This window comes from Leptospira perolatii (genome assembly GCF_002811875.1).
Classification (GTDB): domain Bacteria; phylum Spirochaetota; class Leptospiria; order Leptospirales; family Leptospiraceae; genus Leptospira_B; species Leptospira_B perolatii.
Map to the genome: position 1 here is coordinate 63416 of NZ_NPDZ01000002.1, position 14212 is coordinate 77627.

The 14212-nt window shown below is 42.6% G+C and carries 14 protein-coding genes; 7 read left to right on the plus strand and 7 right to left on the minus strand.

Annotated features, from left to right (window positions below):
* Positions 1-1986 carry a THUMP domain-containing protein gene (locus CH373_RS18775; RefSeq protein ID WP_243393250.1) on the minus strand — a complete coding sequence of 662 codons (1986 nt, stop codon included), beginning with the start codon at positions 1984-1986 and terminating at the stop codon, positions 1-3.
* Positions 1987-1989: 3 nt separating this feature from the next.
* Positions 1990-2457 (minus strand): bacterioferritin, encoded by a 468-nt coding sequence (gene bfr / locus CH373_RS04180; protein WP_100714509.1) that lies wholly within the window; start codon positions 2455-2457, stop codon positions 1990-1992.
* 130 nt (positions 2458-2587) lie between these two features.
* On the opposite strand from bfr, the gene CH373_RS04185 reads away from it, so the two are divergent.
* From CH373_RS04185 to CH373_RS04195, 3 genes are read left to right on the plus strand one after another with little or no spacing between them, the layout of a single operon-like run.
* Positions 2588-3709, plus strand: coding sequence for a thiolase family protein (locus tag CH373_RS04185; RefSeq protein WP_100714508.1), 1122 nt, complete (start codon positions 2588-2590; stop codon positions 3707-3709).
* A complete protein-coding gene (locus tag CH373_RS04190; protein WP_100714507.1) occupies positions 3706-4734 on the plus strand; it encodes a glycosyltransferase family 9 protein in 1029 nt (342 codons plus the stop codon). The genes CH373_RS04185 and CH373_RS04190 overlap by 4 nt, the downstream gene beginning before the upstream one ends.
* 6 nt (positions 4735-4740) lie before the next feature.
* Positions 4741-6030, plus strand: a complete 1290-nt coding sequence (locus CH373_RS04195; protein ID WP_100714506.1) for an aminopeptidase P N-terminal domain-containing protein — start codon at positions 4741-4743, stop codon at positions 6028-6030.
* 592 nt (positions 6031-6622) lie between these two features.
* Here the strand turns inward: CH373_RS04195 and CH373_RS04200 are convergent.
* A complete protein-coding gene (locus CH373_RS04200) occupies positions 6623-6850 on the minus strand; it encodes a hypothetical protein (RefSeq protein WP_100714505.1) in 228 nt (75 codons plus the stop codon).
* 89 nt (positions 6851-6939) lie between these two features.
* On the opposite strand from CH373_RS04200, the gene vapB reads away from it, so the two are divergent.
* A complete protein-coding gene (vapB, locus tag CH373_RS04205; RefSeq protein ID WP_100714504.1) occupies positions 6940-7170 on the plus strand; it encodes a type II toxin-antitoxin system antitoxin VapB in 231 nt (76 codons plus the stop codon).
* Entirely contained in the window at positions 7167-7568 is a 402-nt protein-coding gene (gene vapC, locus CH373_RS04210) for a type II toxin-antitoxin system tRNA(fMet)-specific endonuclease VapC (RefSeq protein WP_100714503.1), read from the plus strand. The genes vapB and vapC overlap by 4 nt, the downstream gene beginning before the upstream one ends.
* Positions 7569-7636: 68 nt before the next feature.
* On the opposite strand, the gene CH373_RS04215 is transcribed toward vapC, so the two are convergent.
* From CH373_RS04215 to CH373_RS04230, 4 genes are all read right to left on the minus strand, one after another.
* Positions 7637-8695 carry a sulfate/molybdate ABC transporter ATP-binding protein gene (locus CH373_RS04215; RefSeq protein ID WP_100714502.1) on the minus strand — a complete coding sequence of 353 codons (1059 nt, stop codon included), beginning with the start codon at positions 8693-8695 and terminating at the stop codon, positions 7637-7639.
* A gap of 10 nt (positions 8696-8705) precedes the next feature.
* On the minus strand, positions 8706-9596 hold the full coding sequence (gene cysW / locus CH373_RS04220) for a sulfate ABC transporter permease subunit CysW (RefSeq protein WP_100714501.1): 891 nt from the start codon (positions 9594-9596) through the stop codon (positions 8706-8708).
* Positions 9593-10420, minus strand: a complete 828-nt coding sequence (gene cysT / locus CH373_RS04225; protein WP_100714567.1) for a sulfate ABC transporter permease subunit CysT — start codon at positions 10418-10420, stop codon at positions 9593-9595. The genes cysW and cysT overlap by 4 nt, the downstream gene beginning before the upstream one ends.
* Positions 10421-10541: 121 nt before the next feature.
* Entirely contained in the window at positions 10542-11600 is a 1059-nt protein-coding gene (locus CH373_RS04230) for a sulfate ABC transporter substrate-binding protein (RefSeq protein WP_100714500.1), read from the minus strand.
* Positions 11601-11797: 197 nt separating this feature from the next.
* Here CH373_RS04230 and CH373_RS04235 point away from each other — a divergent pair, with 197 nt between their 5' ends.
* Positions 11798-13930 carry a PP2C family protein-serine/threonine phosphatase gene (locus CH373_RS04235; RefSeq protein ID WP_243393251.1) on the plus strand — a complete coding sequence of 711 codons (2133 nt, stop codon included), beginning with the start codon at positions 11798-11800 and terminating at the stop codon, positions 13928-13930.
* Between the two features lie 114 nt (positions 13931-14044).
* Positions 14045-14179, plus strand: coding sequence for a hypothetical protein (locus tag CH373_RS18865; protein ID WP_100714498.1), 135 nt, complete (start codon positions 14045-14047; stop codon positions 14177-14179).
* The last annotated feature ends 33 nt before the right edge of the window (positions 14180-14212 follow it).

Below are 14212 nucleotides of genomic sequence, written 5' to 3' on the forward strand. Positions count from 1 at the left end.
TCAGTTAATCTGATAGGCAACTAATTTTCCTTTCAGTTGAGCAATCGTAACGGATTGTTCTTTGGAGGATTTTAGTTTTAAATATCCCAATAAGGAAGGATCTCCACTCACAAGAGCCACATCGATATTGTGAAATCTTTCCTTTAAGGTTTTGCCCCAGGAGCTGTAGAGTTCAGCCACGGATTCTTTATCTCCCATACGGACTCCGTACGGTGGATTTGTCACAATCTTTCCATTCGGAAATGCAAAATCTTCTGGAGGAGATTCCGCCGGAAAGACTTTCCACAAAATCAAGTCTGCTACTCCAGCTTCGCGAGCATTTCGTTTCGCGAGTTCAATTGCTTCCTCCGAAACATCAGAGCCCACAAGAACTGGTTTGTCTGCATCGGACGCTTTAGAATCTTTTATTCGGAAGGATCCGAATAACCTGGAGAATATCGAAGACACTGATAGACTACGGTAGTTGACCCAGCCATTGTTCCTAACTCTAAGCGCTGCTTCGATTAACAAAGTTCCCGAGCCGCAAAACGGATCATACAGAGATTCTCCCACTTTCCAACCAGAAAAACGTAATAAAGCTTGTGCTAATGTTTCCTTGATCGGTGCTTCTCCGCCTTCTCTCTCGTGTCCTCTTCTTTGTAAAGGTTGCGAGTGCAAAGCTAGGAAGAGTTTTACCTGATCCATTCTGGATCTTAGATAAAAAAGGACCTCCGGTTCTTCTCGGTCAGCTTCAGGGAGTTCCAGTCCTTTTGCTCTGAATCGATCAAAGATTGCGTCTTTTAATCGGTAAGTTGCGTATCTAGAATCCGGCAAGGAATCCTTTGTGCTAGCATCGATTCTGAATTTAGTACCTGGAGAAAGCAGCTTTTCGAAAGGATACATCGCTGCGACTTCGTAAAGATCATCCGGACCTTGTATATCGTTCCAAGACGAAAGCTCAAAGCTGATGCCGGAAGCGATTCCGGAGCTCAGACAAAAGTCCCTGACTTTCTTGGCAGGTCCTCTAAAGAAAATTCCGCCTCGATTTTCTGAAAGTACATCCAGTCCGAATTCTTCCACTTCTTCTCTTAACAAAAATGACAACCCGTCTCCGCAAGACGCGTGAAAGGTCAGGGATTCAGGGCGATCAAACTCACTTAAGGATAATTTGGAGGAACTCCATCCGGAGCGTATATCATCATAACTTTCTTCGGATCGAAAACCGCGGTGTGAATGTCTGTCACCGTGTGGCCTTTGTCCTTGTTCTTTTCTGAATCTCTGCTGGAATCCAGAGCCTTCTCTTTGAGAGCCACCTCGATTGGAGTGCCGACGGTTTTCTTGACCGCCTTCTGCTCTTGAGTGTCTAGGTCTGGACTCGTTTCGCTGTCCGCCTTGTCGATTTCTATCCGTAGGACGATAAGGGCCACCCTCTTGGGAATTGCCACGAGAGTTTCCATGTTTTGATTGAAACGGTTTTCCATGGGAGCGTCCCCTTGGAAAACTTTGCTCTTCTTTTGATCTGTAAGGACTAGGGTCGTAATGTTCCGAGCCACCTTCTACAATCGGGCGGTAAGGTCGTTCTCCAGTTTTGGATCCGGAACGATCTTTGGAACGGAAAGGTTTTTTGTTGCCCATGCCTTGGTTCGGGCCGTGAGATCTGTTTCCAGAACGTTGAGGTCTCTTTTCCTGAGAGTGATCCATCTGTGAACGATGGGGTCTCTTTCTGTCCGAGTTGTCTACTTGCGAACGATGAGATTTCCTGTTGCCTCTGGAATCGTCCTCTTCTATCTTTTTGGGCCGAAAAGGTTTTTTCTCTTTTCCGGAAACTTCTGAGCGACCTTCCTCTCTTTCCTTGTGGCGGAAAGGTTTAGGCTCACCTGATTGGTGTTTGCCTTTTGGTCTGGAATGTTTGTGTTCTGTATTCTTTGAGCTTTTTGAAGAATCTTTCCCCTGTCCTCCCTGACGAGAGGAAGGGGATTTTTTGAAAGTGGTTTTTTTTGAAAACAATGTTTAGGGGATCTGCTGGGCCAAATAATTCTGGACACCGATGGTTTTGATGATCTCGAGCTGGGCCTCGAGCCAGTCGATATGCTCCTCCTCGGATACGAGGATCTTCTCGAGCAATTCACGGGTGCCGTTGTCTGCATTGCGGGTCGAGATTTCAATCCCACGATTCAAACGTTCCACGGCCGAAAGTTCTACGTCCAGGTCGTTTTTGATAATCGACTCTATATCTTTTCCTACATTGATCTTCATGTATCTTTGAAGATCAGGAATTCCATCCAGAAAAAGAATTCGCTCGATCACTTGATCTGCGTGATTCATCTCTTCGATGGATTCTTTTTTCATGTAGTCAGCTAACTTGTGATAACCCCAGTTTTTGTTCATTTTCGAATGGATAAAATACTGGTTTATCGCGGTGAGTTCGGCGGACAGCACTTCCGCTAGAATGTCGAGGACTTCTTGCTTGCCTTTCACGTCGTTTCTCCTCCGCAGATCAGTATAATCAAATGGCGCTTTTTTGAAAAGCCTGATTCTAATATTGGAATATTTCTATCTTTGTTTTTGACTTTGCAAGCATTCCAAGCGCCAGATCCTATGTTAGAATATGGTGAAAACCTATCTTCGGGACGTTCAGCTTAGTAAATTTGGTAAGACAGATTCCGATTATCATTCTCTCTCATGTGAGACTGCGTATCATTTACTAAAAAGGAATCCGGATTTCGTGCCTGAATTCCTAATTTTTGCTGCGATGGCACCAGAAAAATATACTGGAGAAGTTTTCCTTCCTGCAAAAATCAAAGAAACATTAGGTCTTTCTCATATATTTACAATTCGAACTGAAACAGCGTCTTCTAGCGGTGCTTCTGCGCTTCATCTGGCAAAATTTTTTTTGGAGTCCGGGAAATTCCAGAGAGGAATCGTAATTGCGACCGAAGTAATGAGCCGACTTCCCAGAGAAGAAAATAATCTTTTACTCGGTTCAGTTCTTTCCGGAACTCAGAGAAAACTCGCAATGTCCATGGCCCAAGGCGGAGCAATGAGTGCGACCAGATACATGCAAGAATTTGGATATTCCAGAAAAGAACTTTTTGCGCTCTCAAAAAAACTGCATGACAACGGATTAGAAAATCCGATCGCACATATTCAAAAAAAGTTAAGTGAAGATGAATACTTTTCCGCACCGATGTTTTCGAGTCCCCTTTGTCTTTTTGATATTTCTCCTTTGTCGGATGGCTCATGCGCGATTTTGGTGGAGAGCGATTGGAACCGGATTCCTAAAAATCAAATTCCTGTCCGAATATTAGGAGCAGGGCATGGTGTAGGCCATGTAGGAGGTCCACCCGGGGCCTTGAGCTTTCCTGCCTCTAAGCAGGCCTTCGCAAAAGCGTATAAGGAAGCCGATTTAAAACCTGAGCATATTCAGATCGCGGAGTTGCACGATGCGTTTACGCCCTTCGAGGTGATCAGCGCCGAAGACGCGGGAATTTTCCCTACAGGAAAGGCCTTAAAGTTCATAGCGGAAGGGCATACTCATAAAACAGGAAAATTGCCGATCAATCCTTCCGGGGGATTGAAAACAAGAGGGCATCCGGTTGGAGTCTCGGGATTGGCACAAATCGCAGAACTTTTTCGCGAAATATCCAAGGGCGCATACCGAAGAGGCTTGGCCTTGTCGATCGGAGGATTGGGGATTAATAACTTTGCGACGATTATAGGAAGCGAATGAAAAAGAACATACTTCTGATCCAAACCGCTTTTCTGGGAGATCTGATATTAACCACTCCTTTGATTCGGGAAGTAAAAAGACTCTATCCAGATTCTAACCTGACCGTACTTGTTAACAAAGGAACCGAAAGCGTTCTAGAGGCAAATCCTTGGATAGACCAGCTTGTACCTCTAGATAAGAAAACCATTAAGTCTTCCGTAGGCGCATTTTGGAAGTTTACCGGTGAACTAAAATTAAAGAAATTTGATATAGTTTTTTCACCTCATTTCTCTTTTCGTTCTAGTTTGATAGCTTGGAGAACCGGTGCCCCGATTCGAATCGGCTATTCTTCCGCAGGATTTTCATTTCTATTAACAAAAAAGATTTCACGACCTCTGCGGGGTCCGCACGAGGTGGATAAACTTTTGTCACTATTGTATTCGCAGGAACAGATTTCCGCGATTTCTAAAGTACCAGAGCTTTTTTGGAAGGAGGAAAGTGTCCGTCAGATTCAGCTTCTGATGAAACAACACGGTCTCGAGGAAAAGAAATTTATCCTTCTTTCTCCGTCCTCTGTTTGGGAAACCAAAAGAATGCCAGCAGATAAGTTTAGAAAGATAGGAAAAGAACTCTCGGAAAGAACTGACTATCGGATCGTTCTGACCGGAGGAAAATCAGACTTTCCATTATGTGAGGAAGTAGGCGAAGGGTATGCAACGAACCTCGCGGGGAAGACTAGTTTGCCTGAATTGTCTTATCTGATGAGTAAGGCAGCCTTACTGATTTCGAATGACTCTTCTCCGATTCATTTCGCCTCTGCATTTGACATTCCTACGTTAGCCGTTTTCGGCGCGACAATTCCGGAATTCGGATATACTCCTCTGGCATCAAAGCAATATATATCTCAAATCGAAAACCTGTACTGTCGCCCATGCGGAATTCACGGAGGAAGGGTCTGCCCTGAAAAGCATTTTAGGTGCATGTTAGAGCAAGATACCGAAAGAATCGTTCGGGAAGCATTGGGTCTTTTAGGGTCTAATAGGTAAGTAATTATGAATCAAAGTGTATTTAGAAATAGGATTCGTTCCGTGCAGAATTCACTTCGCGATGCAGAAGTATTGTTAGTATTTGCTGCTCCATTAAGAATTCGGAATAGAGATGTAGAATACAAATTTCGTCAAGATTCCGATTATTACTATCTTACGGGAATCGAAGAGAACGACGGAGTATTAGTCCTGAGAAGGAACTATTCGGCTCATTTTAGCCTTCCAAAAGATAAGGAAAAGGAAATTTGGACAGGAATCCGTTTGGGCAAAACTGAAATCAAGAATCGCCTGGAATTGGATGAGTCCTTTGATCTGGGGGAATGGGAATCCAGGATCGTTGGAATTCTGACAAACCAATTTACTCTATATCACTTTTTTGGAAAGGATAAGGAAAGAGATTCTAAACTTTTAGAATTAGTTTATGTACTGAACGAAAGGCTCAGAGAAGGCAAGTTTGGACCTCAAAGATTAGAAATTCCTAATTTTCTACACGAAATGAGAATGTACAAATCTCAGGAAGAGATAGATAAGCTCAGGGAAGCAGCCAGAATCACTGCGATCGGTCACGAAAGATTGATGCGAGAGACCAAGCCTGGGATGTACGAATTCGAGTTAGAGGCGATCTTGGAATCAGAATATTTGAAGCATGGTGCCTGGGGTGGAGGCTATGGCCATATCGTCGCTGCAGGAAAGAATGCTACTATACTTCATTATACTTCCAATAAATCTAAAATACAAAATAATGATGCGATTTTAGTGGATAGTGGAGCGGAAAAAGACTGTTACACCGCAGATGTCACCAGGGTTTTTCCAGCCTCAAAGAAATTTACCGCAGAACAAAAAGTTATCTATGAGCTAGTGCTTCAAGCTCAGAAGAATGCGATCGCAGAAACCAAAGCAAATGTTGAATTCAACACAGTTCATGAAAAGACGATCCGCTTTTTAACGGAAGGTCTGAAAGATTTGAAGTTTCTGCAGGGAGATGTTTCTTCTCTGATCGAAACCGGAGAATATAAGAGATTTTACATGCACAGAACTGGCCACTACTTAGGGATGGATGTGCACGATGTAGGACGTTATTTTGATAACGGAAGAAGCAAGGCCATGACGAATGGATTGGTAGTTACTGTGGAGCCCGGATTATATTTTGATCCCAACGATGAAAGGATCCCGGAAAATTTTAGAGGGATCGGCGTTAGAATAGAAGATGATATTCTCATAAATGGAGAAACCCCCGAGATTTTGACTTCTATGATTCCGAAAGAGATTTCTGAAATCGAAGCCCTGAAAGAATAAAACAAATTCCACAAAAGAAATTCCGGAATTTCTGTTCCGCTTGTAGGAGGTCCTACAACTCTCGCTTACGTGAAAAACACTTGTCGAAAAAGAAAATTTGTGAGATGAAGCGAACTGTACTTCCACCGCACCGGCCCCCGCCCAGGAAGGGCGGGGCCTTCCTAAAAAATTACCAAGCTCGCGCAGTGCTATCAGGGGCCCCGGAGCTAAAATTTCGGGAAAGAAGCTCCGGAATTTCTGGATAGCTTGTAGGAGCTCCTACAGCTCTCGTTTAAACGAAAAACACTTGTCGAAAAAGAAAATTTGTGAAATGAAGCGAACGGTACTTCCACCGCACCGGCCCCCGCCCAGGAAGGGCGGGGCCTTCCTAAAAATTACCAAACTCACACACTGCTATCCAGAGACCCCGGAGCTAAAATTCCGGGAAAGAAGTTGTAGGAGGTCCTACAGTCTGTAGTCGCCGAAGAAAACTAGAGCTGGGTTATTTGCGATTACGCGCTTCAGCGGCTAAGCGAACGTTCATGTAATTGACGTTAGGCGGAATTTTGGCTTTGAATATTACTTTAATTAGAAATGCAAAAAATCTCAATTATCAAATATGATGCAGGCCCAAATTTAACTTTTTGAAAGATTTAATGAATTCATTGTCAAAAGTTACGATTTTGGCTTCTAATATTTTGCCGGCAGCAGTTAAAACTGCATCATCATAGTCTTTGATATATTTGGGCCACAAAGATAATATAGCTTCTGGGTAATAAGCTGGCTCGAAGGAAACTCCTGGATTTGCAATAAGGTCCTGAATAATTTGATGAATGGACAAGATTCATCAAACTTCGCATAAATTGAAATTTAGTGACTTTATGCTTCCGAAAGCCTTGACATTTATAAAATATATATTCAGATATATATATGAATCGCGCCAAAATATTTAAAAATGGAGACAGCCAAGCAATTCGGCTCCCTAAGGAATATAGATTTAAGGGGAAGGAAGTGTATATTCGTAAAGATGGAAATAATGTAATTCTAACTCCAATTGACGACGCGGTAGATAGATTTTGGAATAATCTAAACGAATTTTCTGAGGATTTCAGAATTGAAAGAAATCAGCCAAGAGATTACGATCGACGTGATTCATTATGAATCAGTATCTATTGAATACAAATATCTGTATTTATATAATTAATCAAAAACCTGAATCAGTTTATAAGAAATTTAAAAAGGCTTCATTAGAAAACATCTATATCTCTACTATTACTGAATTTGAATTATATTACGGTGTTCAGAAGAGTGTTCACAAAGATAAGAATAGAAAAGCTTTAGATGATTTTATAAGTTATTTAAATGTGGTTTCATTTGAAAGTCGCGATACGGAAATCGCAGCTAAAATTCGATTTGATTTAGAAAAATCTGGAAAACCAATAGGTCCATTTGATCTGTTGATAGCCTCCCAAGCACTTTCAAACGATTATACTCTCGTTACTAATAATGAGAAAGAATTCCGAAGAATTAAAGCACTTAAACTTGAGAATTGGCGATAAGCATAGCCAGAACAAGGCATAGCTATCAGCTCCGACATCCTACTTTGGAATACTTGCTGCACTATAGCTCAGATAATAAAATCTTCCGTGTACACCTTTGCTTTTCGGATTCTAAGATAGACTGTCTCTCCGGGAAGGAGATTCATTTCCTTGAAGGTAGCCTGGTCCATCAAGGACTCGATCAAAGAGCCAGAATCTAATCTCTTCAGTTCGATCCGAACATTCCTTCCGGTTGAGTGGATGTACTGGATCTCTGCCGGAATTCCAGACTCCTCAGATCTATGAATTTGCACGTCGTATGGTCTGACGTAGGCGACCGCCTCTGCGTCTTTGATGGTGGAATGTTCCGGCGTTTCTACGACAAGTTCTCCGATCTTTGTATTTCCATCCTGGATTCGACCGTGAAAAAGATTCACATCCCCTAAGAAATGAAACACGAATGCATTTTTCGGATGATTGTACACATCATCAGGAGTTCCGATTTGTTCTATTTTACCAGATCTTAATATTACGATAGAATCACTTACTTCGAGAGCTTCTTCCTGATCGTGGGTCACAAATACACTGGTGATATGAATTTCGTCGTGTAATCTTCTCAGCCAAGTTCTCAGTTCTTTTCTGACCTTTGCATCCAAGGCACCGAAGGGCTCGTCCAGCAGCAGAAATTTCGGTTCGATCGCTAAGGCTCTTGCCAAAGCTACCCTCTGTCTTTGTCCTCCAGACAACTCGTAAGGATAGCGATCATGAAAGCTTTCTAATTGAACTAATTTTAATAAACGAAATACAGTATCTCTAATTTCGGATTTGGAAGGCCTGGTTTTTCTAGGGCGGACTGTCAGACCGAAAGCAATATTATCGAAAATATTCATATGTCTGAAAAGAGCGTAATGTTGGAAAACGAAGCCTACTCCTCTTTCTTCTTTCTTTCTTGCTTCCTTTCCGTTGAATACTACTTCGCCTTCATCCGGCTCTTCGAGACCCGCGATAATTCTGAGCAGTGTGGTTTTTCCACTTCCCGAAGGACCCAAAAGGGCTACAAGATCTCCTTCTGGGATCGTAAGATTTACGTCCTTTAAAGCTTGGAACTCTCCAAATCGTTTGCTTACATTACGAATTTCTATCGACATAAGAGTATCCTCAAATACTGAAATCTGCCTGTGCTTCTGGTTCGGATTGAGAACTTGAACTCGCTTCTATCTTCTCCGGCGGTTCCACAGGCTTTGCGTAGATGTTTCTTTCTAAGATCGTCTTTACTAGTAAAGTAAGTAAGGAAAGGAATACAAGAAGTGACGCCGCAGAAAATGCTCCCACAGAATTGTACTCGTTGTACAACATTTCGATCTGCAAGGGGAGGGTATTTGTCTTTCCTCTAATATGTCCGGAAAGAACAGAGACTGCTCCGAATTCTCCCATGGCCCTTGCATTACAAAGAATCACTCCGTACAAAAGTCCCCATTTGATATTCGGGACAATGATCCGCAGAAATGTCTTCGTAAGAGAAGCTCCGAGTAAAATTCCGGCTTCCTCTTCTTCCTTGCCCTGTGATTGCATCAACGGGATCAGTTCCCTTGCCACAAACGGAAGAGTGATAAAGATGGTAGCGATGACTAGTCCGGGGGTATTGAACACGATCTTGATTCCTAGTTCGTCCAAGGTTTCTCCTAGCCAACCTTGTCGACCGAAGAGTAATAGGAAGATCAGTCCTGAAATTACCGGAGAAACAGCAAACGGAGAATCGATCACTGTAAGAATTAGATTCTTTCCAGGGAATTCGAATCTTGTTAAAAGAAATGCCGCTATAATTCCAAATATTGTGTTCAAAGGGACTGCGATGGCTGCTACCTTCAAAGTCATCAAAAGGGCTGAAAGTGTATCAGAATCTTGTAATGCAGTCCAATAACCGTTCCAACCGTTCGCGAAGGCTTCCATAAACACAGTCACTAAAGGTAAAAGCAAAATCAATGCGGCAAGAAGATATACGGATCCTATGAGAAGAATCCGAATCCATAGAGGGGAAGAAATTCTCATCCTAACCTCCTAGAGATCCTATTTTGCAATAAATTCACCGCAAACATGATCGCGAAGGATAAGACTAACATCAATATTGCGATCCCGGTCGCCTTCGCGTATTCGTACTGTTCTAGTTTGGTGACGATTAATAGAGGTAGTATTTCTGTTTTACCTGGAAGGTTTCCGGAGATGAAAACGACAGAACCGTATTCTCCGATTCCCCTCGCGAATGCCATACTGGTTCCAGCGAGCAGAGACGGCCAAAGTTCCGGAAGTAATACTTTCCAGAAAGTTTGAAATCTGTTTGCTCCTAAGCAAAAAGCACTTTCTTCCAATTCTTTCGGAAGTTCTTCCAAGACCGGCTGAACAGTTCTGACTACGAATGGAAATCCGATAAATACCAATGCGATTACGATTCCAGCCGGAGTGTACGCGATCTTAATTCCGTAAGGATCTAGTATTCTTCCGATCCATCCGTTCGTAGAATAAATCGTAGTGAGTGCAATTCCAGCTACCGCAGTAGGCAGTGTGAATGGAAGGTCCACCAAAGAATCCAAGAGTTTTTTACCTGGAAAATCATAACGCACGAGTACCCAGGCAAATAAGAAACCGATGAAAAGATTCAGGATCGCCGCGATTCCGCCGGCACCAAAGCTGAGAAGCAAAGCACTTTGGATTCGATCCTCGGAAAAGATTTCCAAAAGACCACTATATCCTAATTCAGCGGAACGGAAAAATAAAGCAGAGAGAGGAACAACTACGAGTATGCTTAAATAGAATACTGTGATTCCAAGTGCAAGTCCGAAGCTGGATTTAGAGTACGGTCGAAATACGATATTCATAGAAATTCCGAAGCTTTCTCTTGTGCGAGGCAGAATCAAAACCCCTTTCCTACAATTTTTGGATGGTGGGGTATTCCGTCAAACGAAGAGCCAAGCTTCGGATGGCTCGAGTTCTAAAAGTTTATTTTTTAGCTTCCCCGTAAATGGAATCGAAAAGTCCTCCGTCGGCGAAATGCTTTTGGTGAGCATCCTTCCAAGTGCCTGCTATGTCCCGAATCGTTGAAAGTTTGATTTTCGGAAATTTCGCAGAGTTTGCCTTTAATACGGCAGCATCAAAAGGTCGGAAGAAATGTTTCGCGACAGTTTCTTGTCCAGCTTTCGAATATAAAAATTCCAAATAAGCTTTTGCTAGTTCCGCAGTTTTTTTCTTTTCTACTACCTTGTCCACGATCGCGACCGGTGTTTCCGCCAAGATGCTTGAGCTCGGATAAACGACTTCGAATTTCACTTCTCCGTTGTTTATTTTTTTGGATTCATTGATCGCAAGTTCGGCCTCGTTTTCCCAAGCGAGTAGGACGTCCCCGATTCCTCTCTGTACGAAAGTAGTTGTGGATCCTCTTGCGCCTGTATCCAAAACAGAAGTGTTCTTGTATAAAGCTTTTATGAATTCCTTTGCCTTTTCTTCTGATCCGAATTTTTTGAGGGCGTATCCCCATGCTGCTAGGTAGTTCCAGCGAGCTCCTCCGGAAGTTTTCGGATTCGGCGTGATTACACCGATTCCAGGTTTTACTACGTCTTCCCAATCTTTAATCTTCTTTGGATTTCCTTTTCTTACCAAGAAAACGATAGTGGAGTAGTACGGTGTGGAGTGGTTCGGAAATCTTTTTTCCCAGTCCTTAGAAATCAGCCCGGAGTTTTGGGCGATACTATCTATATCGTACGAAAGAGCCAATGTAACTACGTCTGCTTCCAATCCGTCAATGACAGCCCGAGCTTGTTTTCCGGAACCGCCGTGTGATTGTTGGAACTGCACAGATTTGCCGGCTTTCTTTTTCCAGACTTCGGAGAATTGGCGGTTTATATCTTCGTAAAGTTCCCTGGTGGGATCGAATGATGCATTGAGTAGAACCTCTTGTGCAATCAGGGAAACATTCGTCAGGCAAAGGATGCCGAGAAATACTAGAGAAAGAAAAACGGAGATTCCTTTTTTTGGCTTCGTTGGCTCGTACGATTGTTTCATTTTACTGTCCTTCAGACAAATAAGGTGAACTTATTGTCTGTTTTATTGGAATTTATCTGCTATGCTTTAAAGTATTGCTTCTTTTGTCAAGGTTTCTTCTACCCGTAATTTTCCCGGAAATGCCATTTTTTTTCGGTCGAAACATTCCAGCTTAGAACTTAGGATTTTCCGGCGAAACGAGATCGTACAGGATCAAATTGGCCAACCTACCCATGAATCAGCTCCAGAAACTCACAGACAAAATCAGATACTCCCTTAGAAATACAGAAAAATGCCTGATTCTATTCTCCATCTTTTTCATCACGCTTTCCCTTGGTTGTACTCAAAATTTTACGGCTAACTCTCCCAAGATCGTTCGGGGCATTTTAGATATTACGGAATATGATTTAGATTCGAACCAGTCTCTTGTCTTGATTGGCGATTGGAAATTTCAGTGGATGAATTGGAAATTCGGAAGGGAACCAGAAGCCAGCCAACAGAATTCAGATCGAGATGATTTAGAAACTATCTTTGTTCCATCTTCTTGGAATGAGCCTGGTGGAGAAAGGCTCGGGGATGGATATGCAACCTATGAAGTCACAGTCTACCTAGGTAAGAAATACCAAGAACTGGCTCTTGGTTTGCCGGACCAAAGTTCTTCTTATCAAGTTTATATCGATGGAAGAAAGGTTGCGGAATGCGGGAAAGTCTATTTTGAAAATTCCTCAGACCAAACGCAGTTTCGTGTAACACCAGCTTGGTGCAATCAGTTCGTTCGATTTGTTCCGGAGAAGCAGGACTTCAAGATAGATGTCCAGATTGCAAACATGGATCATCGCCTCGGAGGATTTTGGGCTCCGATTCGACTCGGAGAATCCAAACGATTAGAATCGTTCTGGGAAAAGGATCGTTATCTAGATGTCTTCTTAACTGGGGGCTTATTCTGCATCGGATTTTTGCATCTCGCGTTTGCATTTGCCAGAAGGCGAGAAAGCTCGTCACTCTATTTTGGATTGTTTTGTTTTTTGATGACGATCCGCGGAATCTTTGCAGGGAATCGAATCGGCGCGGACTTTTTCCCTTTTATTGAATATGCTTATTTAGTTCGAATCGAGTACATCTCGTTTTATTTAGTAGTTCCTGTTTTTCTAAATTACATACTTTCGGTTTATCCCCGAGAATTGAAGCGGATCCTGGTGGATCTGGTCTGGTGGATTGCGATTGCAGCCACTGTTGTAGTTTTCATTTTTCCTGTTCGAATTTTTACTTATACGGTTACTGTTTATTACTTGGTCGCTTTCTTGGCGGGAACCCTCGGTTTGTTCGCGCTCACTAGGGCCGCTATTCGGAAAAGGGAAGGCGCCTTAATCATATTGGGTGGATTCGTCTTCGTTTATGGTTCTATGATACACGATTTGTTTTATGTTACGTTTTTCTTAGACACCGGATATCTGACTAATATAGGCTCTTTTGCATTCATCTTGGCTCAGTCCGTTTTTCTTTCTTTTCGTAATTCAACGAATTTGGATCGAGTATTAGATCTTTCCAGGAATCTGGAGAGAAAGGTAGAGGATAGAACAAAGCAGCTAAAGAATGCCCTGCGTCTCATTCGAAACGATCTGACAGTAGCGAGGGAAATACAAAAGGGACTTTTGAACCTGGAAGACAACGCCACTATTATCGCTTCTGGACTGCGATTTAATGTGGTTCACAAACCATTGTCCGAAGTCGGCGGAGACCTTTATGATATCGCGGAATTCCCGGATGGTAGAATTCGGATTTTCATTGCGGATGCGACCGGACACGGAGTCCAAGCTGCGCTGATTACGATTTTGATCCGGAGTGTTTACGAAGATCTCAGGGAATCTGCAACTCTTTCTCCAGGAGAGTTAATGTCTGAATTAGGATCAGAGTTTTATCGAAAATACGGGAATATAGGCACATATTTTTCCGCTTCGGTTCTAGAAATTGATCGCAAAGATAGAAACCTTAAGTACGCTTTGGCGGGCTCTCCGCCCATCTTGATCCAAGGGACAGAAGGCGAAGTGGTATTGGAATGCGAAAATCCGCTGGTCGGGTTATTAGAGGATTTTAATTATCCTGATAGCGAGATTACGCTTTCTTCCCAATTTAGAATTCTATGTTTTACGGATGGACTTACGGATCTGGCGAGAGAAGCGGGAGATACTTTCGGAGCCGAAAGGGTTTTGTCTCTATTACATTCAGGTCGTAATACAGAATTAGGTGAACTAACCAAAAAGATTTACGACGAACTGTTTCGCTTTTTGGGAACAGCGGGACAAAAGGATGACGTTTTACTCTTAGGTATAGAAGTGGCGGAGGACACATGAAAAATCGAGTTTTGTGGTTTAACGGATTTCGTGTTAGATTTACATGGTTAGTTGAGAACCTAAGGGAAATGAATTTGTTCACTTTCCGAAATCCGAACCAATGTGAGGACCCTTATGGCATTTAAACTAGACGGGGCTAAATTCCCCACCTTGGAAGATTTAATTGCAGCTTTGTATCCGCTCTACGCGGACAAAATGAGCGAAGCGGAATTTCGCAAGTACGTAAAAGAAAACGCAAAAGAAGAGTAGTTTCGCAAGAAAGTTGAATATTTTCCAGTTACT